19 protein-coding genes are annotated in these 16,103 nt (G+C 64.6%); 6 read left to right on the forward strand and 13 right to left on the reverse strand.

Features of this window, described 5'->3' with window-relative positions; translation table 11 throughout:
• Nucleotides 1–76: 76 nt before the first annotated feature.
• The gene (locus tag ACFC0O_RS14945) at nucleotides 77–754 is read left to right on the forward strand and encodes a TetR/AcrR family transcriptional regulator (protein WP_375957945.1); all 678 of its coding nucleotides are present in this window, start codon (nucleotides 77–79) and stop codon (nucleotides 752–754) included.
• Nucleotides 755–758: 4 nt separating this feature from the next.
• Here the strand turns inward: ACFC0O_RS14945 and ACFC0O_RS14950 are convergent, their stop codons facing one another.
• Nucleotides 759–1,385 carry a peptide deformylase gene (locus ACFC0O_RS14950; RefSeq protein WP_375957948.1) on the reverse strand — a complete coding sequence of 209 codons (627 nt, stop codon included), beginning with the start codon at nucleotides 1,383–1,385 and terminating at the stop codon, nucleotides 759–761.
• A 30-nt stretch (nucleotides 1,386–1,415) separates the two neighbouring features.
• Between ACFC0O_RS14950 and ACFC0O_RS14955 the strand changes: the two genes are divergently transcribed.
• Nucleotides 1,416–1,826 (forward strand): YrdB family protein, encoded by a 411-nt coding sequence (locus ACFC0O_RS14955; protein ID WP_375957951.1) that lies wholly within the window; start codon nucleotides 1,416–1,418, stop codon nucleotides 1,824–1,826.
• Nucleotides 1,823–2,278, forward strand: coding sequence for a hypothetical protein (locus tag ACFC0O_RS14960; RefSeq protein WP_375957954.1), 456 nt, complete (start codon nucleotides 1,823–1,825; stop codon nucleotides 2,276–2,278). Before ACFC0O_RS14955 ends, ACFC0O_RS14960 begins: the two co-directional genes overlap by 4 nt.
• 7 nt (nucleotides 2,279–2,285) lie before the next feature.
• Here ACFC0O_RS14960 and ACFC0O_RS14965 read toward each other — a convergent pair whose 3' ends face one another.
• Together ACFC0O_RS14965 and ACFC0O_RS14970 are read right to left on the reverse strand one after the other, a co-directional pair.
• Nucleotides 2,286–3,047: a dienelactone hydrolase family protein gene (locus ACFC0O_RS14965; RefSeq protein ID WP_375957958.1), complete on the reverse strand. Its 762-nt coding sequence runs from the start codon at nucleotides 3,045–3,047 to the stop codon at nucleotides 2,286–2,288.
• 40 nt (nucleotides 3,048–3,087) lie between these two features.
• Nucleotides 3,088–4,671, reverse strand: a complete 1,584-nt coding sequence (locus tag ACFC0O_RS14970; protein WP_375960724.1) for an acyl-CoA synthetase — start codon at nucleotides 4,669–4,671, stop codon at nucleotides 3,088–3,090.
• 229 nt (nucleotides 4,672–4,900) lie between these two features.
• Here ACFC0O_RS14970 and ACFC0O_RS14975 point away from each other — a divergent pair, with 229 nt between their 5' ends.
• A complete protein-coding gene (locus ACFC0O_RS14975; protein WP_375957961.1) occupies nucleotides 4,901–5,227 on the forward strand; it encodes a hypothetical protein in 327 nt (108 codons plus the stop codon).
• An 85-nt stretch (nucleotides 5,228–5,312) separates the two neighbouring features.
• Here the strand turns inward: ACFC0O_RS14975 and ACFC0O_RS14980 are convergent, their stop codons facing one another.
• From ACFC0O_RS14980 to ACFC0O_RS14990, 3 genes are all read right to left on the reverse strand, one after another.
• On the reverse strand, nucleotides 5,313–5,996 hold the full coding sequence (locus tag ACFC0O_RS14980; protein ID WP_375957963.1) for a type 1 glutamine amidotransferase domain-containing protein: 684 nt from the start codon (nucleotides 5,994–5,996) through the stop codon (nucleotides 5,313–5,315).
• Nucleotides 5,993–6,919 carry an acetoacetate decarboxylase family protein gene (locus ACFC0O_RS14985; protein WP_375957966.1) on the reverse strand — a complete coding sequence of 309 codons (927 nt, stop codon included), beginning with the start codon at nucleotides 6,917–6,919 and terminating at the stop codon, nucleotides 5,993–5,995. The genes ACFC0O_RS14980 and ACFC0O_RS14985 overlap by 4 nt, the downstream gene beginning before the upstream one ends.
• Before the next feature lie 76 nt (nucleotides 6,920–6,995).
• Entirely contained in the window at nucleotides 6,996–7,574 is a 579-nt protein-coding gene (locus tag ACFC0O_RS14990; protein WP_375957969.1) for a TetR/AcrR family transcriptional regulator, read from the reverse strand.
• 61 nt (nucleotides 7,575–7,635) lie between these two features.
• On the opposite strand from ACFC0O_RS14990, the gene ACFC0O_RS14995 reads away from it, so the two are divergent.
• Nucleotides 7,636–8,919: an NADH:flavin oxidoreductase/NADH oxidase family protein gene (locus tag ACFC0O_RS14995; protein WP_375957972.1), complete on the forward strand. Its 1,284-nt coding sequence runs from the start codon at nucleotides 7,636–7,638 to the stop codon at nucleotides 8,917–8,919.
• Between the two features lie 52 nt (nucleotides 8,920–8,971).
• Here ACFC0O_RS14995 and ACFC0O_RS15000 read toward each other — a convergent pair whose 3' ends face one another.
• The 5 genes from ACFC0O_RS15000 to ACFC0O_RS15020 all read right to left on the reverse strand — a co-directional run bounded on the left by ACFC0O_RS15000 (nucleotide 8,972) and on the right by ACFC0O_RS15020 (nucleotide 13,330).
• Entirely contained in the window at nucleotides 8,972–9,676 is a 705-nt protein-coding gene (locus ACFC0O_RS15000; RefSeq protein WP_375957975.1) for a hypothetical protein, read from the reverse strand.
• Nucleotides 9,677–9,750: 74 nt separating this feature from the next.
• Nucleotides 9,751–10,380, reverse strand: coding sequence for a LysE family translocator (locus ACFC0O_RS15005; RefSeq protein WP_375957977.1), 630 nt, complete (start codon nucleotides 10,378–10,380; stop codon nucleotides 9,751–9,753).
• Between the two features lie 94 nt (nucleotides 10,381–10,474).
• Nucleotides 10,475–10,768: a hypothetical protein gene (locus ACFC0O_RS15010; RefSeq protein ID WP_375957980.1), complete on the reverse strand. Its 294-nt coding sequence runs from the start codon at nucleotides 10,766–10,768 to the stop codon at nucleotides 10,475–10,477.
• A gap of 202 nt (nucleotides 10,769–10,970) precedes the next feature.
• Complete coding sequence (locus ACFC0O_RS15015; RefSeq protein ID WP_375957982.1) at nucleotides 10,971–11,426, reverse strand: hypothetical protein; 456 nt, start codon at nucleotides 11,424–11,426, stop codon at nucleotides 10,971–10,973.
• 80 nt (nucleotides 11,427–11,506) lie between these two features.
• Complete coding sequence (locus tag ACFC0O_RS15020) at nucleotides 11,507–13,330, reverse strand: FAD-dependent oxidoreductase (protein WP_375957985.1); 1,824 nt, start codon at nucleotides 13,328–13,330, stop codon at nucleotides 11,507–11,509.
• A gap of 312 nt (nucleotides 13,331–13,642) precedes the next feature.
• On the opposite strand from ACFC0O_RS15020, the gene ACFC0O_RS15025 reads away from it, so the two are divergent.
• A complete protein-coding gene (locus ACFC0O_RS15025) occupies nucleotides 13,643–14,710 on the forward strand; it encodes a PucR family transcriptional regulator (protein ID WP_375960726.1) in 1,068 nt (355 codons plus the stop codon).
• A gap of 273 nt (nucleotides 14,711–14,983) precedes the next feature.
• Here the strand turns inward: ACFC0O_RS15025 and ACFC0O_RS15030 are convergent, their stop codons facing one another.
• Both ACFC0O_RS15030 and ACFC0O_RS15035 read right to left on the reverse strand, forming a co-directional pair.
• Nucleotides 14,984–15,622, reverse strand: a complete 639-nt coding sequence (locus ACFC0O_RS15030; RefSeq protein WP_375957988.1) for a uracil-DNA glycosylase — start codon at nucleotides 15,620–15,622, stop codon at nucleotides 14,984–14,986.
• Nucleotides 15,623–15,712: 90 nt separating this feature from the next.
• The gene (locus ACFC0O_RS15035) at nucleotides 15,713–16,081 is read right to left on the reverse strand and encodes a hypothetical protein (protein WP_375957991.1); all 369 of its coding nucleotides are present in this window, start codon (nucleotides 16,079–16,081) and stop codon (nucleotides 15,713–15,715) included.
• Between the last annotated feature and the right edge of the window lie 22 nt (nucleotides 16,082–16,103).

The raw sequence follows: 16,103 nt of genomic DNA on the forward strand, positions 1-16,103 counted from the left end.
TCGTTACGAACAGAGTACGCTGTAAGCTGCACCTGTCAACAGGTCCCATCGCCGAGATACAAGGGAGCCGCCGCCGATGCCCCCCACCAGCCGTCAGCGCTCGACCCGAGATCGCCCCGCCAAAGCGCCGCTGAGCGAGGACGCGGTCGTCGATACGGCCTTGGCGCTACTGCAATCGGAGGGAATGGTCGCGGTGACCATGCGCCGGGTCGCGACCGAACTCGATACCGGCCCGTCCTCGCTCTACGTGTACGTCTCCAACCGCGAGGCGCTCATCCAGGCCATGCAGGAGCGCGTGTTCGCCAGTGTCGACCTCGAAACACCGGATCCGGCGCGCTGGCGCGAACAGCTCCACGCGCTATTGGCCCGCATGCATCAGGCGCTCATCGCGCACCCGGGCATCGCCGCGACGGTCGTGGCCGAGGCTCCCGCCACCGAGGCCACGCTGACCTATACCGAGAATCTGCTCGGCATTCTGCTCGCCGCGGGTCTCGAACCTCAGGAAGCCGCTTGGGCCACAGACATTTTCGCGATTCTGGTCACCCACGCTGCCGTCGAGGCCGATGCCCGGCACTCCGACAGTCAGGGCCAGGCCGACGCGGGTTACAAGGCGTTCACCAGCCTCCCCCCGGAGCGGTTCCCGCTGGTCACCACCTACGCCTCCGAGTTGGTCGCGGGTGATACCGAGCAGCGGTTCCGGGTGGCCATCGACGTGGTCATCGATGGCCTACTCGCGCGGGCTGCCCGGCGCTGACCGCTCAGGGGAGCGAGAATCCAAGGGCCCGAGCCGCTTCGGCCGGTGTCGGCTGCGCCCAGCGTTCGCGCAGGTGATCGTTCGTGGTCAACGATCGGGTGTCGGCCTTGTCGATGTAGATGATGCCGTGCAGGTGATCGGTCTCGTGCTGGAAAATCCTTGCGGGCCAACCGGTCAGCCGCTCGGTGTGCTGAACGCCATCCACATCCTGATAGGTCGCCACGATGGATTCGGGCCGCGACACCACCGCCTGATATCCGGGCATGCTCAGGCAGCCTTCGTAGAATCCGATATCGCCGCCGTCGGCGGTGTACGTCGGATTGATGATGGTGAACTCCGGCAGTGGCCGCCGTCCGCGCGCGGTCGCGACCTCTTCCGCCACGATCGCGGAGTCGCCGAGTACCGCCATTCGAAGTGGAATTCCGATCTGCGGCGCGGCCACCCCGACCCCGGGGGCCGCGTGCATGGTGGCGAACAGGATCTCGACCAGGTCCCGAAGCAGTTCGGGCTCCACCTGCCCGTTCACCGGTTCGGCCACCGCCCGCAGTACCGGATCGCCCACTTCGACCAGTGGTGCCGCCTCACCCCGGTATTTCTCGACCAACTCGGTCACCAACTCCGCGATTTCCATACCGGCTATTCTTCACGGAGAGCAGTGCTCTTGACTCGTATCACCGTGCGTGACACAGTGATCACAAAACAGAGCACTGATCTCGGAGCGGTAATGATCAACGAAATCTGGCGGGGCGCGAACCTCACCCTCGCATTCCTCATGGAACTTATCGCCTTCTGCGCGATCGGGTTTCTGGGTGCCCGCTACGGGCGTGGGTCCGTGTGGAAAGTCGTGTGCGGAGTGGCAGCGGCACTGGCGGCGATGACCGTATGGGGTCTGTTCGCCGCGCCGCAGGCGAGCTTCAGCATTCCCGCGCTGGCGGTGCTGACCAAGATCGCGGTCTTCGGCGGCGCGGCGGTGGCACTGTACCGCCTCGGGTATCGACGAGCAGCGGTGATCTATCCCATTGTGGTGGTGGCGAATTTGGCTGCGATCCATCTGGTTACGGTGTCTGCGTGACTGATTCACCCGATGCCTTCACCCATGCGTGGTTCGGTGAGTTTCGCCGAGCCCGGACCGAACTCGGTGCGGGAGAGGTGCTCGAGCACGACTGGTACATCGGCAACGTCGTGGTCGATGGTGCCGAGATCGAGGTGATGATCGGGACCGGCGATCCGGTGCGGGCGCGGGCATTGCTGCCGGACCTCGAGGATGTGGTGGGGACGTTCGCAGCCTTGGCGCGCACCGCCTCCGACGCGGTCGTCACCGAATTCGGCGGTGCGGAGACCGCGCCCGAGGAGTTCGATGACGCCGCACAAGATCTTCGGGTCAGCACCATCGAGGTGCGCGAGGACGGCACCGTTGTGCTGCACCTCGAGGACACCTGCGGGCAGCATTTCCTGGATGGCTACTGGCCCGCGGTGTCGCTCAGCGCGGAGCGCGAGGTGCTGGAAGTGAGCGTCGAGGCGTAGGTCCCGATCAGGAACGCAGCGTGCGGTCGAACAAGCCCAGCAGTTCGACGTAGTGCCGATCGTCGGATTGGGCGTCGTAGGCGGCGGTATCGGCCTGGGTGAACCCGTGCTGCGCACCGTCGTATACCTCGGTGCGGTGGCGCACGCCCGCGGCTTCCAGCGCCTTGTCGAATTGCGCGATGTGTTCCGGGGTCATGTGGTGGTCTTCACCCGCATGCGCGAAATACAGTTCGCCGGTGATGTTTTCGACCATCAGGTGCGGGCTGTCCGGTGCGTCGGTGACCAGTGGGCCGCCGTGGAATCCGGCGACCGCCCCGACGCTGTCGGGGAACATGGCGGCGGCGATGACCGCCAGGCGTGCGCCCATGCAGTAGCCGGTGAGCCCGACCTTGCCGGGAGCGACCTTGGGCGAGGCCGCCATCCAGTCCAGGTACGCGCCGATATCAGCGCGTACGCGATCGGGGGTGAGATCGCGGATCATCGGGAAGACCTGCTGGAAGATCTCCGGGCGCTCGCCCGGATCGATGAAATCGGGCAGGTCGACCACCGGAGCGCGGCCGTGTCGGTAGAAGGCGTTCGGCAGCAGCACGGTAAAGCCGTGCGACGCAATGCGGTCGGCCAAGGTGCGCAGGCTCGGGCGCAGCCCGAAACCGTCCTGGATCACCAGCACGCCGGGGTGCGCGGAGTCGTCGTCGGGATGGACGAGGTAGGCGTCGGCGACGCCGTCGGGGGTGGGAATGTCGAGTGAATGACCTTGCAGCGCAGTCATCGTTGCAGCCTCCAGTTGCATAGTCGGCCTCGAACGTACCTCATTCGATATTCGACAGATTTCGGCGCAGGAGTTTGCCGGTGGCGTTGCGGGGGAGCTCGTCGAGGAAGACGACATCACGCGGAACCTTGTGCCGGGCGAGGTTGGCTTTGACGTAGTCCTTGATCGACTGCGGGTCGATGGTGGTGTTCGGGGCCGGGACGATGAAGGCGCGCAGGCGTTTTCCGAAATCCGGGTCCGGGACGCCGACCACCGCCACATCGAGGATGTCCGGGCGCGAGACCAGCAGGTTCTCCACTTCCAGGGGGAAGACGTTCTCGCCACCGGAGACGATCATGTCGTCGTCGCGGCCGTCGATGAACAGGCGGCCCTCGGCGTCGAAATGGCCGACATCGCCGCTGGAGAGCAGGCCGTCGACGGTTTCCTTGTTGCGGCCGTCGGTGTACCCGGCGAAGCTCAGGCCGCTGGAGACGAAGATGGTGCCGGTGATCCCGGGTTTCGTTATGCGGCAGCGGTTTTCGTCATACAGCGCGACGCGGCAACCGACGGGCGGTTTGCCCACCGTGCCGGGCGCGTCGCGCATGTCCTGCGGGGTCGCGACGGCGGCGACCGCGACTTCGGTTGAGGCATAAAGGTTGTAGAGCACCTCGCCGAAAGCCTCTGCGGTGCGCCGACTCAGATCGGGCGAGACCGAGGAGCCCGCCGCGAAAATCACCCGGAGCGAGGAAGTGTCGATGCTCTGCAGCACCTCGGGTCCGAGGTCGACTATGCGCTGCAGCATGGTCGGCACCAGAACCAATGTGGCGGCGTGATTTTCGGCCACGGCGGCCAGTGTCGCCTTGGGGTCGAACTTGCGTTGCAACAGGACGACCTTGTTCCCCAGCGCCCAGCCGAGCATGAGCTGCGACAGTCCGGTGCCGTGAAAGATCGGGGCGGCGATGACCATGGCGGCATCGCGGGGGAGTGGGATCCGATCGAGGAACTGCGCGGACTGCAACGGCGAAACCTTATCGCGCGGTGCGCCTTTCGGGGTTCCGGTGGTTCCACTCGTGAGGATGACCAGCCCGCCGGGCTTGGCCGGGGGAGTAGGCGGCTCAGAGGAATTCGCGGCGATCAGGTCATCGATCGTCGGCAGGCTCGCATCGACATCGTCCGATTGATCCACCCACGTGAGGATTCGAGGAATCTCGGCCGGAATCGCATCCAGCAGACCCGCGAACTCACTATCGAGCAGCACCGCCCCAACGTTTTCCCGAGCGGCCACATCCGCCAGCTGCGGCTTGGCGAACCCGGTGTTCATCAACACAACTCGCGCGCCCACCTTCCCCGCCGCCTGCAGGCTCAACACCATCCCGCGATGGTCACGGCACAACACCGCGAGCACCGTCCCCGGCCCGAACCCCGCCAGACTCAGCCCCCGCGCCAGCGCATTCGACTGCGCATCAAGCTCCCCGAACGTCAACGTCCCACGCTCATCACTGATCGCGTCCGCCCCCGGATCCCGCCGCGCCGCATGCGCCAGGATCGTAGTGAACGGCCCATAAATCCCTGCATCCCGCATCGACTGCACCACCTCCCCCGGCCGCCGCACATCGAACATCCCCCGCCTGCGCAACACCTCCATGGCGGACACCGCATCCGTCACCGTCCGCCCCACCCGCAGCAGCGAATCCGCAGCCCTCACCGGCACCTCCTGAAACGACCTGTCCCGACACTATCGCACAAGAGAATCATGATTCACATAAAATGTCTCGGAGAATGCAAAAGTGAGTGCTCCCAACAATCTTTCCGGCAGTGGCTCCTAAGACATCCATGTGTCAGAGTCGGAACTACCGCAAACATCGTGTGCCGGGGTGTCGCTGCATCGCGCCGAATCTCAGGCTGTCGACCTCGCCGACGCCGTATTTTTGGAATGGTGTGAAGGTATGGCCACCCGAAAGATCACTCTCACCATCGACGAGGACATGTACTCAGTCGTTGAGGACGCCGCCGCCCGCGCGGGCCAGAAGATCTCACCGTTCTTCGCCCGCGCCGCCGTCAAACAGATCCTTCAGGACGATGCCGCCCGCACCGCCGTCCTCGACAACGCCCGTGACAACGAACTCGAAGCACGCGAACAACACGCAGCACAGCAAGCCGCAGAGGCCGCCGGCCACAACCACCACGGTCACACCGCGTGAACACGGGGACGCGGGGCGACCGTGAACGGTAGGGACGTGTCCGGGGCTGATCGATGACCGAGCCCTCTCGGGGATTCGTGCGGGATCAGAGGAGGGCGGCGACCTTTTCTGCGGTTTCCTTTGCTGATCCCGGGTTTTGGCCGGTGACGAGGTTGCCGTCGACTACGGCGTAGGAGACGAAGGGGAGTTTGGCTTTGGTGTAGTGGGCGCCGCGGTTCTTCATCTCCTGTTCGGCGTTGTAGGGCACGAGCTTGCTCACGCGGGCGAGAACTTCTTCCTGCCAGGCGAATCCGGTGAGGTTGCGGCCTGCGACGAGGTGGGAGCCGTCGGACAAGGTGGTGTTGAGCAAACCGCAGTAGCCGTGGCAGACCGAGGCGACGATGCCGCCGCGTTCGAAGATCTCGCGGGTGATGCGTTGCAGGCCTTCGCTATCGGGGAAGTCGTACATGACCGCGTGGCCGCCGGTGAAGTAGATGGCGTCGTAGTCGGCCGAATCGATCTGGTCGGGTCCGATTGTGTTCTCCAGCAATGCCATTCGGGAGGGGTCGGCGCGCCAGGCTTTGGCGGTCTTGTCGTAGTTGGGGAAGGAGAGTGAGCGCGGTTCCAGGGGTACGGGTCCGCCTGCCGGGCTGATGAGGGTCTGTTCGAAGCCGTGTTCTTCGAAGACCTGCCAGGCGTGGGTGAGCTCGGACAGCCAGAGTCCGGTCGGGTGGGACGGATCGTCGTAGTGGCCGACGTTGGTGACGACGTTCAAGATGCGCTTGGTCATTCGTGATCGCCCTTCGTTCGGACGGAGGTGGGGATCGGCATGTGCAGGGCGTTCTGGCCCTCGGTCATGACATCGAGCTGGATCGTCCGGATGGGGCGGAGTGAGCGGATGTCGTCGGCGACCCGGCCCGCGCCGAGTTCGAGGTCGATCCCACGCGGGAAGCGGGCGGTGCCGGTGGAGAGGGTATTGGTCTGGCTAAGTGTCGAATGCCAGGCGTCATTGATCCTCGTGTATGAGGTCAGGGTCGAAACCTGTTCGCCCGAAGCGTGTTTCACCTGACGAGGTGTGGAGGCGGATAAGGCCACATCGATATCGCCGTCGTCATTCGCGACGCGGGCCGTGACGCTATCGGCGTCGATGTCGACATCGATGCCGGTCACCCATTTCGGGAAGCCGTAGCCGTCATGGCCGCGCACCTGGGCGATCTTACTGCTGACGGGTAGGGACAGCACGTAGGTGTGCAGGTGGTCGTTCTTCAATCCGGTGAGCAGATCGAGGAATCCGAATCCGCGGTGCCGCGCGGGTTTGACGGCGATGCCGACGGCGGCCTCGGTGTAGAAGTCGATATCGCAGATGTCGTAGCGGAAGAACATCACTGAGACGAGTCCGACGCCGGGTATGAGTTCGACCGGGGACAACTCGCGCGGCAGTCGTGCGCGGATCGCCGCTGAGGGGGCGATCATCGTCAATCGCGCGGTGGAGATTCGGTAGTAGAAGTTCGGTGTCCAGGTGGGGCCGATCGGGGAGTCGACCTTGGCTTTGGGTAATTGCCGGAAGAACTCGACACCGGGCACTCGCGCATCAGCCGCGATGGCATCGAGGTCGGCATGCATTCGGAAGCGGTCGTAGAGACCGCCTCGGGGGACATCGACCTCGCGGCCTCCGAGGTCGACGGTGACCAGCTGTGGTGTGGGCGCACCCATGAACGCTCCCTATGTTGACAATGCTTACATCGACGAGGCTAAGACTCGATGTAAGCACTGTCAACACTCGGCGTGGCTACTGCGTGCGTACCGCCAGGATCGCGGCGAACGCGGCGCGTACGTGATCGGCGACTTCCGTGCTCGACTGGGCGGTGAGCTTGCCGTCCAGGTGAAGGAATGCCAGGCCGTGCGCGAGCGCCCAGCCCGCCGAGGCGAGTGCTTCGGAGCCGCCATCGGGGAAGACGTGCGTCATCGCCAGCTTCAAGAGGTCATGAATCTCCGCGGCGGCTTGGACGCGGTCCTCGTCGCTCGTATCGCAGGCGTTGCCGAACATCAGGCGGAATAGTGCCGGTCGGCGCAGCGCGAATTCGACGTAGGTGACTGCCAGCTCGCCGAGATCGGTTGTCGAGGTTGGTAATTCGCCACCCGAGATGAGGTCCGCCTTCAGATCCCGCAGACCTTGCGCGGCGAGCGCGGACTCCAATGCCTCCCTGTCGGCGAAGTGCCGATAGGGCGCGGTCTGGGAGACGCCCGCATCGCGTGCGATCGCGCGCAGCGAGAACGGCTCACCGGCCTCGAGCCGGTGCATTGCCGCCTCCAGGAGCGAGGCCCGCAGATCACCGTGATGGTAACCACTCTTCACTGAAGTTGACACTGCACACATTCCTTCCTAGCCTCATGTTAGCAATGTAAACATACCGCGATCAGGAGCAGCGATGTCATCCGCAGTCCCCATCCCCACCAGGTCCGGCGGGTCGGAGCAGGCTTCACCGGTTTTCACGCCCTTCACGCTCCCCAACGGATCGGTGCTGCCGAACCGGCTCGCCAAGGCCGCCATGGAAGAGAACATGGCCGTTCCCGGGCAACTCCCCGGCCCGGCGCTGTTCCGGCTCTACGAGCGCTGGAGTCGCGGTGGAGCCGGGCTGATCATCACCGGCAATGTCATGGTCCATGCCGAGGCGCTCACCGGCCCGGGTGGCGTTGTCCTCGAAGCGAATTCGCCGCTCGAGCCTTTCCGTGAATGGGCCGCCGCAGCCAAAAGTGGTGGCGCACAGGTCTGGATGCAGATCAACCATCCAGGCAGACAGGTGCGCGCCGACATGCCCGGCGTGGCCTGGGCTCCCTCGGCAATCCGTGTCGATGTCGGTAAGAACACCAAGCGTTTCGCGCAACCGGTCGCCATGACCGACCAGCAGATCACCGAAACGGTCCAACGCTTCGCCGAAACCGCCCGCCGGGCAGCAGAAGCCGGTTTCGACGGCGTGGAAATCCATGCCGCACACGGCTATCTGCTCTCCCAGTTCCTCTCCCCGCTGGCCAACCGCCGCACCGACCGCTGGGGCGGCAGCCTCGAAAACCGCGCCCGCCTCCTACTCGACATCGTCCGCGCCGTCCGGGCCACCGTCGCACCCACCTTCGCCGTCGCGGTCAAACTCAACTCCGCCGACTTCCAACGCGGCGGCTTCGACGCCGACGATGCCGCAACGGTCATCACCATGCTCGCGCCCCTGGGCGTAGACATGGTCGAACTCTCCGGCGGCAGCTACGAATCCCCCGCCATGACCGGCCAATCCGGCGACGACCGCACCCGCTCCCGCGAGGCCTACTTCCTGGCCCTGGCCGAACAACTCGCCACCACCAGCCCCCTTCCCCTGATGCTCACCGGCGGCGTCGTACGACTCCCGGTAGCCGAAGAAGTCCTGGCGGGCGGCATCGACCTGGTCGGCATGGGCAGCGCCCTAGCCATCAACCCGGACCTACCGAACCACTGGCACGAAAAACCCACTGCCACCATCGAACTCACCCCGGTCCGAATGAAAGACAAAGCCGTCGCCTCCGCCGCCGGCATGGCCCGCGTCCGCCAACAACTCCGCCGCCTCGGCGCAGGCCGCCGCACCCGCCCCTCCAGGAATCCGGTAATCGCGCTTCTCATCGAGGCTGTGCTCCAACAGCGCGCACTCCGTCACTATCGCATCTGGTTGGGCCGTCGCGCGGCCTGAACTCGGGTGGAGGCATACGTCCGAGACGATGTCCGAGCGACCTTCCAAGTGCCTATTGCGTTGTGCCGGGGAGTAGTTCGACCGGTTCGGGAGCGCCGGAGACCATACCGGCCTGCGCGAAATACTGATACGCAGCACGGGCCACCTCGGGTGCGAGGATCTCGAGATGGCGTTCGGTCACCTCATAGCGACCGGCCGCATCGGCGAGTTGGTTGAGGTCGTCGAGGCTGACATGCTCCAGAACCTCACCGGTGTCATCGTCGTATGACGTGTGCACTGCAGCGGCGTGCGCATCCTTGGCCAGCGTTCGGAGCCGGTTGTCGAAGACGCACTCACCCAAGCAGAGGTCGAGGCCGTCTTCGAGTTCGGTGGGTGTGTAGTGCCAGCTGCCATGCTCCCACCAACGCACGAAGCTGATCGAGTCCGCGGTGAGAACACGCGGGTGATATGTCCTCAGCTCGACAGCTCGAACCCATTCCGGCGCATCGCTTCTGGGGTCGTAGGGCTGGTCCCATACGGTGTTGCAACGATCCCATCCGAACAGCACCGCGCGATCACCGGGATATCGGATGAGGGCGAACCAGTTGCCCGCACAGTCCTCATGATCCAACCGGCCGCCGGTGACCACCGTCGCCGTACCGATCTCTTCGGCCAACTCGGCGGGTTCGAACACCGCGTCGGAAAAGGCCGCGAAAAACACATCCATGACAACGGCTGTCACCCACAGCACGCGCGGATGCGGCAACTCCAACTCCATGTCCGGCAATGTAATAGCGGCCACCGACACCGCGCTGGGCTCGCGAGCCGCCGAGAAAGGGTTCAGCGAGTTCTCTACCGGTGGTCGGCGGCCAGTTTCAGGCCGAAGGCGATCAGGACTGTGCCGGTGAGGGTGTCCATGGTGCGGCGGACGCTGTCGCGGTTGAGCCAGGTTTTCGCGAGGGTGGCGGCGGTGATGATCGCGGTGAACCACAGCATGCCCTCGATGTTGTGGATGAGGGCGAGGAGGGAGCCCATCAGCAGGGGTGGGACTCCGTCGGGGAGGAATTGGGGGAGCATCGCGATGTAGAAGACGCCGACTTTGGGGTTGAGGAGGTTGGTGCCTAGGCCGCGGGCCCAGGCTCCGAATGCGCTCGGGGGTGAATCATCCAGTGTGGCTTGTGGATTGGTCGCGGGTTTGCGGAGTCCGTCGCGGATCATGGTGATGCCCATCCACGCGAGGTAGATCGCTCCGGCGATGCGCAGGCTCGTGTACGCCAGTTCCGAGGCGGTCAGCAGCAGGGAGACTCCTGCCGCGGCGGCCACGCCCCACACCAGTGTGCCGGTGCCGATTCCGATCGCGGTGGCGAATGCGTAGCCGCGGCCGCGACTGATCGCGGCGCGGAGCACCAGCGCGGTGTCCAGCCCGGGGACCAGGGTGAGCAGACCCGCGACTATGGCGAAGGACAGCAGAGCGTGCGGCATGCGCGCAGCCTATATGGGCGATCGGCCCATACCGGCTGGCTCATTGCCGTCGAGTGCAGCGTGCGATGTGATGCGTGCGGGTCGATATGACCGGTTAGCACGTCATGCCGTGGCGCATAGCGGACTTGGGGTCGAAGTTCTCCGGGTCCACCGCGACGCGGACGACCTTCTGCGCCGACAGGTCGACCAGGAAGGTCCAGCCGTTCGGCAGCACGATGCCGTCGGCGTCGACGCGGTTGACCTGAATGTACTTGCCGCCGTTGGCCGGTCGGCGCGCGGTGAAGCGGCCGAAGCGGGTTTCGGGGGCCTTCGCTCGCACAAGCGCTATCGCGGATTCCACGTCCGTATCGGAAATGAGCGCTGGTGCGGTCTGGGTCTGGGTTTCCATCGGTGTCAATCTCCTTGCGGTCCTTGCCTGTTTCGCCTACTTCATACAGAGCGTTAGCCCGCATGGCACGTGAATTCAAGCATGTGGCCCAACTTCGCGGCGCGTCTCACAGCTGGGATGCCGGTGATATACCCGATTTCGGACAGCGCAACGGTCGCCCAGCAGGCTCTCGACTGCTGGGCGACCGGGATCGATCGATGGTTCAGTGATTCGGATCCGGGACCGCGGGGCCCAGGTCCAGAGGTTGCGCGCCGCTCTGGCTGTCGTGCGCGGTGTTTCGATTGCCGCTTTCGCTGGAGCCGTCGCCTACCGCGCCCGAGCTGAGCGTGTTGCCGTTACCGGGGCTTGCGATATTTCCGTCGCTGCCCGCCGACCCGAGACCCGATCCGCTGTCTCCCGATCCGGAACTGCCCGAATCGGCGATGGGCAGGGAGACCTTGGTGTCGCTGCTACCCGCCGAACCGGTGTAGGCGCTTTGGGACAGTGGCAGGGATGGGAAGTCGGCGCTGCCGGTACCGCCGATGGGGGCCGGTGTCGCGGCGGCGACGCCGAGGCCGAGCGTCACGATCGACGCTCCGGTGACCATGACGGCCGCGGTGGCTTGCAGGTAGGCGGCTACTAATCTGACGCGTCTTCGTACTGGATAGGGACTCTTCATTGGATCCTCCAACTAGTTGAAAAGTGTTCTTGGGCTGCGTGGTTCGGGTTCTCTGTTGATCGAGTGGCATGCACCTCCGGTCAGTGCGGTTTGCGGCCGCCGTCGACGATGTCGAATTCGTTGGGCAGGTTGGCGCGATACAGTCCGGCGTCGACGGCCTTGAACGGTTCCCAGAGGAGCTGTTTGAACTGTTTGTGTAGTTCGACTGCGCCCTGGGACGAGCCTGAGGCGTGCAGTACGGCGTTGGCGGCGCGGCGGCCGCCCTCGTTCGCGCCTTCCATGCAGGACACGTTCATATCGGTTTTGATCCAGTCACCGGCGAGCATGAGGTTGTCGATGCCGGTGGCGGCTTCGGGACGCTGGGTCCATGAGCCCGCGTTCTGGATGAAAATCGAGTCGTCATACGCGATTTGGGGTGTGCCCGCGCCGGTGAGGCCGGTGTCGATGAGCGTCGAGTGCACCATATCGTCGGTCAGCTGGGTGACGCCGTCGCCGTTGACGTGCGCCTTGATCTGCTCCCAGGTTTCCTTGACGATCTCCTCGGGCGTGCACTGCTTGGCGGTCTTCTTGTTGAACATGCCCGGGGTGTCCCAATCCGAGATGATCGCGGAGAGAACGTCTTTGACGGTGCCGTCGCCGTAGGAGGTGAGCGGTTTCTTCCAGAACTGGGCTTCGCTGATCGAGGTCAGCCCCCAGGGGGCGTCGTTGTATCCGACGTGGCCGTTGGCCAGATCGTGGCGGGATTTGAGGAAGTACTGGAGTCCGACCATCCAGGCGTTCTGGAGTTTGCGCGCACCGGCCAGGGCGGGGTCCGCCGCGACCATGGCGTCGTCGAGGACGGTGGAGAAGCGCTCGTGCGGTATCGCCGAGATGTAGTAGTCCGCTTCCACCGCGTTCGTGCCACCGGAACCGGATACCGTCGCCGAAGCGATGTGTTTGCCATTGGTCTTGAAGCTCGAAAGCTGCTGTTCCAGTTGGATCTTCACACCGATGGAGCGCAGATAGTCGCCCCACGGATTGACGAACTGTTCACTCGTCGGCCCGTTGAGCACCCGGTCGTTGCCCTTACCCGCCGCACCGCCGTCATTGTTGATGCCCAGCAGTGACCAGACATAGGATTCGCCGACCAGCCCGATCGCGTTGGCGCTGCAGTTCGCGGATTTGGTGGCCACCAGCTCTTTGATGAATCCGTCGCCGAGGAACCGGTTGTACTCCTTCGACGAATTGTTGAGCTTGGCGAAGTCGGTCCACGTGATGTTCTCCCACTGGCCGAATTTGCGTTCGTCGCAACTGGTTACGTAGACACCGAGTCGTTCCGCGGCGAACAGCGCCTCCTGCGCCGGGAGTCGCCATACGGTCTCGAGCACCGAGGACACCGAGTCGATGAAGGCTTTCAATGTCATCGGCAGCTGGGGCAGCGGGATCGGGAACGGTAGCGGAATGGTGAGGTTGTGCCGGTTGACCCCGGCGATCATTGCCGCTTCGAGTCTGACCAGGTTGTCCCATACGCCATTCTTGTTGCCCGCGAACGGTATTCGGCGCATCGTATCCGGCAGGTTGTGATAGAAGCCGAAGAAGCTGCGGAATCCGTGCTCGCCGGGTAGTGGCGTGGACCCCGAGTTGGGGGCGTAGATGCTACGGGTCTTGCCGCCCAGCACATTTCGCGCCTCGTACAGCGTGACGGCGAATCCGCGCTCGGCTAGTTCATGTGCCGCGGTCATACCGGCCGGGCCCGCGCCGAATATCGCCACGGTTTTCCCCGGGGGAGCGGCGCTGGCCCGCCAGCCCTTTCCGGCTCCGGGCACCGTGCCCATCGTTGTGAGCGCTGCCACGCCCGCGCCGGCGACCGCGGCATTCTTGAAGAATGAACGCCGCGATTGCGGCGGTAACTGTTTGTCGTGCAACTTCGGCCTCCCGACCAATCGGCCCGGGGCGTGCGATCCTGCGCTCCGCCGGGGGCCCGACTATTCCGTCGAGGCAATATGTTAACAACTATTCTTGGCTGTAACCGTTTCTCGGCAAGTCTGTTTCAGGTCACAGAAATCGCTCTTACCTGCATATATGTGCGATCACGGAACAATCTCGGCAAACTGAACGGGTGTAATTAGTTCCCCATCAATACTTGCGAAAATGCCATGCGAAGAGTTATCTCGTGGCAGGCTACGTTCCACGATCCAGGCGATAGACCTTGTGCGACATGAGAAGTCGTGGTGACCATGAATCAGAGCTGCGCGGACCTCACCACCATGACGTGGCGGTGTACCGAATTCGCGATCGACATGCTGGACGGCCATGCCGAGCCCACCGCGGCAGACCTCGCCCCGCTCACCCAGGCGGTGGCCGACTGGGCGCGCGCGGGTGTGCCACTTGATGCGATCCAGCACGCCATCCACACCGGATTCCGCAGGGGCTTGGCCGAATTCACGACCCGGGTGAATCCGGCGAACGCCGGTGACATCACCACCGGTGTCGCACTGGCCATCTCGCTGCTGACCGTCATCACCTCGACCGCCTCACTCGCCTACCTCGGCGAACTGCGCTCCGTGCTCTGCGAACGCCGCGGGGCCGCAACAACACTCGCCGCCGCACTCCTCGGCGGCCGCAGCACCAAGACGATGGCTCGCGAGTGTGGCATCACCATCGCCGAGTCCTATACCGTTCTCGCCCTTGGTCTTCCATCCGCCCCCACGCAGGTCGCCACGAACCGCACGATCGGCCGCATCCAGGACGAACTCACCACGCACGCCGAATCAGGTGTGCTGTCCCTCCTGGGCCCGGGCGGCGGCACCGTCCTGATCCCCGCGCCAACCCTGACCGACGACGAGGTCAACGATCTGGTCAAACGCCTTTCCGCCGCAGCGGAAGTCGAGGTGACCGCCACCAGCACCCACGCCACCGTCCCCGGCATCCCCGCCGCCGCCGAACACACCCGCGAACTCCTCAACCTGGTCCGCCAAGCCCACAACACCCCCGGCCTCTACCGCTTCGACAACTTCGCCCTCGAATACCAGCTGACCCGCCCCGGCCCCGCCCGCCGCCTCCTCGCAACCCAACTCGACCCCCTCGACGCCCACCCCGACCTCTTCAAAACCCTCCGCATCCACCTCGCCAACGAACTCAACCGCCGCCGCACCGGCCGCCAACTCCACATCCACGCCAACACCGTCGACTACCGCATGCAACGCATCAAACAACTAACCGGCCTCGACCCGGCCCTCCCCTCCGACCTCTGGCAACTACGCTCAGCCCTGATAGCCAGACTCAGCGAAGGCCCGAGACCGTGAGTCCTCCCACCGAACCCAGCTCAGGAAAACGCATGAGTCAGATCGCCTTCTACGGCGATATCGCCAGCAGCGACAGTCAATCCGTATCAGCGGTCCACCGACTGGCTCGATCGCGAACCTGAAACTGCTGATCCGCCTCTGCGCCGGCAGGGGCCTGAACTGCGTAATCGACTACACGCCGGTCGATTCCAATGGCGACCCGGTGGCAGACGAAGTGACCATCGACGTGGGCGACTCACGGTCTGTGTAGCTGGATCCGTCGGCGAGTCAGTCTCATTGTCCTGCCGGTGTGCCGAGCATGATGCTGAGGTCTCGGATCGCGTCGTCGAATGCTTTCCGAGCGCCGGGTTTGCTGTTCAGTCCGCGGTTGCCGCAGTGGGGGATCTCGCGGGTGGTGAAATCGTATAGATCTGGACGGGCGATGTTTGAGAGTTGCCAGCCGGTGCGGGCGTTCTTGCCAAGGGGCAGAACAATTGTGAGGTCCGGGAGCAGGTCGACGAGGCGGCGGGTCCAGACGACGCCTGCCTTGAGCTCCCACAAGTGGGAGCCACCATTCTTGGTGTTCGCGGTGGGGAAGGGGCAGACGTTCCAGTGCACGACGTCTTTCCAGCTGACGCCGTGACGGTCGTATGCTTCGCGGCAGTTGCGGGCGGTCGCGTCGTTGTTGTCCAGACTCAGCAGTCCGGAACCGGTACCCGCCTCTGCCATCGTGCTCGGGTTGTCGAGTAGAACGAGAGCGCGGGCGTGGATTCCGCCCTGATCCGGATCGACGTAGGGGACCGTGCCCGGCTCCAGTGCGCGTACGCGCGCGATTTCATCAGCTAGTGCGTTTATCGGCGCTACGTGCGGCTGGCGGATGCGCGACATCCGCTCGCGGACGACCTCGGGGTAGGCATTGCGTCCCAGGGCCATGCTGCTCCTCCATCGGCTGTCTCGATGGTAGAGCCGCGGGTGTCATCTCCGAGGCGTTCCAGTGCGTGCTGAATTCGGCTGCGTGTCAAGTCAGCTCGATGAGCCCTCGATGCTCAATGTCGCGGTTGTCAGGTTTTCGGCGGCGGTGCGCGCGATGGTGGCGGCTTGGCGGAGTTGGGCTTCGGGGTGGGCGGTGCGGTGTTCGACGGCGGCGCGGATGCGGTCGAGGGAGACGCCCGTTGCGGTGGTGGCGTCGCGCAGTTGGGTGTGGCGGTCGTCGAGGTCGCGGTGGGCGGCGGCCAGCTCGTGCAGGCGGCGGTGGAGGTCGGCGATGTGGTTGATCAGGTCTTCCACTTCGTGGGTGGTGAGTTCGAGGCCGGGGTGGGTTTCGCCGGAGAGGATCGCCTCGCCGGCGATCTCGGCGCAGCGTGCCTGGAGCACGTCGAGAATGTCTGTCACACAGATCCCCTCCTACGCTGCG

The sequence above is a fragment of the Nocardia sp. NPDC056100 genome (genome assembly GCF_042266325.1).
Classification (GTDB): Bacteria; Actinomycetota; Actinomycetes; order Mycobacteriales; family Mycobacteriaceae; genus Nocardia.

Bases quoted from the DNA above. Each gene is read 5' to 3' on its own strand.
- ACFC0O_RS14945 (WP_375957945.1), top strand. From the start codon at position 77: ATGCCCCCCACCAGCCGTCAGCGCTCGACCCGAGATCGCCCCGCCAAA.
- ACFC0O_RS14950 (WP_375957948.1), bottom strand. From the start codon at position 1,385: ATGGAAATCGCGGAGTTGGTGACCGAGTTGGTCGAGAAATACCGGGGT.
- ACFC0O_RS14965 (WP_375957958.1), bottom strand. From the start codon at position 3,047: ATGACTGCGCTGCAAGGTCATTCACTCGACATTCCCACCCCCGACGGC.
- ACFC0O_RS14970 (WP_375960724.1), bottom strand. From the start codon at position 4,671: ATGGAGGTGTTGCGCAGGCGGGGGATGTTCGATGTGCGGCGGCCGGGG.
- ACFC0O_RS14980 (WP_375957963.1), bottom strand. From the start codon at position 5,996: ATGACCAAGCGCATCTTGAACGTCGTCACCAACGTCGGCCACTACGAC.
- ACFC0O_RS14985 (WP_375957966.1), bottom strand. From the start codon at position 6,919: ATGGGTGCGCCCACACCACAGCTGGTCACCGTCGACCTCGGAGGCCGC.
- ACFC0O_RS14995 (WP_375957972.1), top strand. From the start codon at position 7,636: ATGTCATCCGCAGTCCCCATCCCCACCAGGTCCGGCGGGTCGGAGCAG.
- ACFC0O_RS15000 (WP_375957975.1), bottom strand. From the start codon at position 9,676: ATGGAGTTGGAGTTGCCGCATCCGCGCGTGCTGTGGGTGACAGCCGTT.
- ACFC0O_RS15005 (WP_375957977.1), bottom strand. From the start codon at position 10,380: ATGCCGCACGCTCTGCTGTCCTTCGCCATAGTCGCGGGTCTGCTCACC.
- ACFC0O_RS15010 (WP_375957980.1), bottom strand. From the start codon at position 10,768: ATGGAAACCCAGACCCAGACCGCACCAGCGCTCATTTCCGATACGGAC.
- ACFC0O_RS15015 (WP_375957982.1), bottom strand. From the start codon at position 11,426: ATGAAGAGTCCCTATCCAGTACGAAGACGCGTCAGATTAGTAGCCGCC.
- ACFC0O_RS15025 (WP_375960726.1), top strand. From the start codon at position 13,643: ATGAATCAGAGCTGCGCGGACCTCACCACCATGACGTGGCGGTGTACC.
- ACFC0O_RS15030 (WP_375957988.1), bottom strand. From the start codon at position 15,622: ATGGCCCTGGGACGCAATGCCTACCCCGAGGTCGTCCGCGAGCGGATG.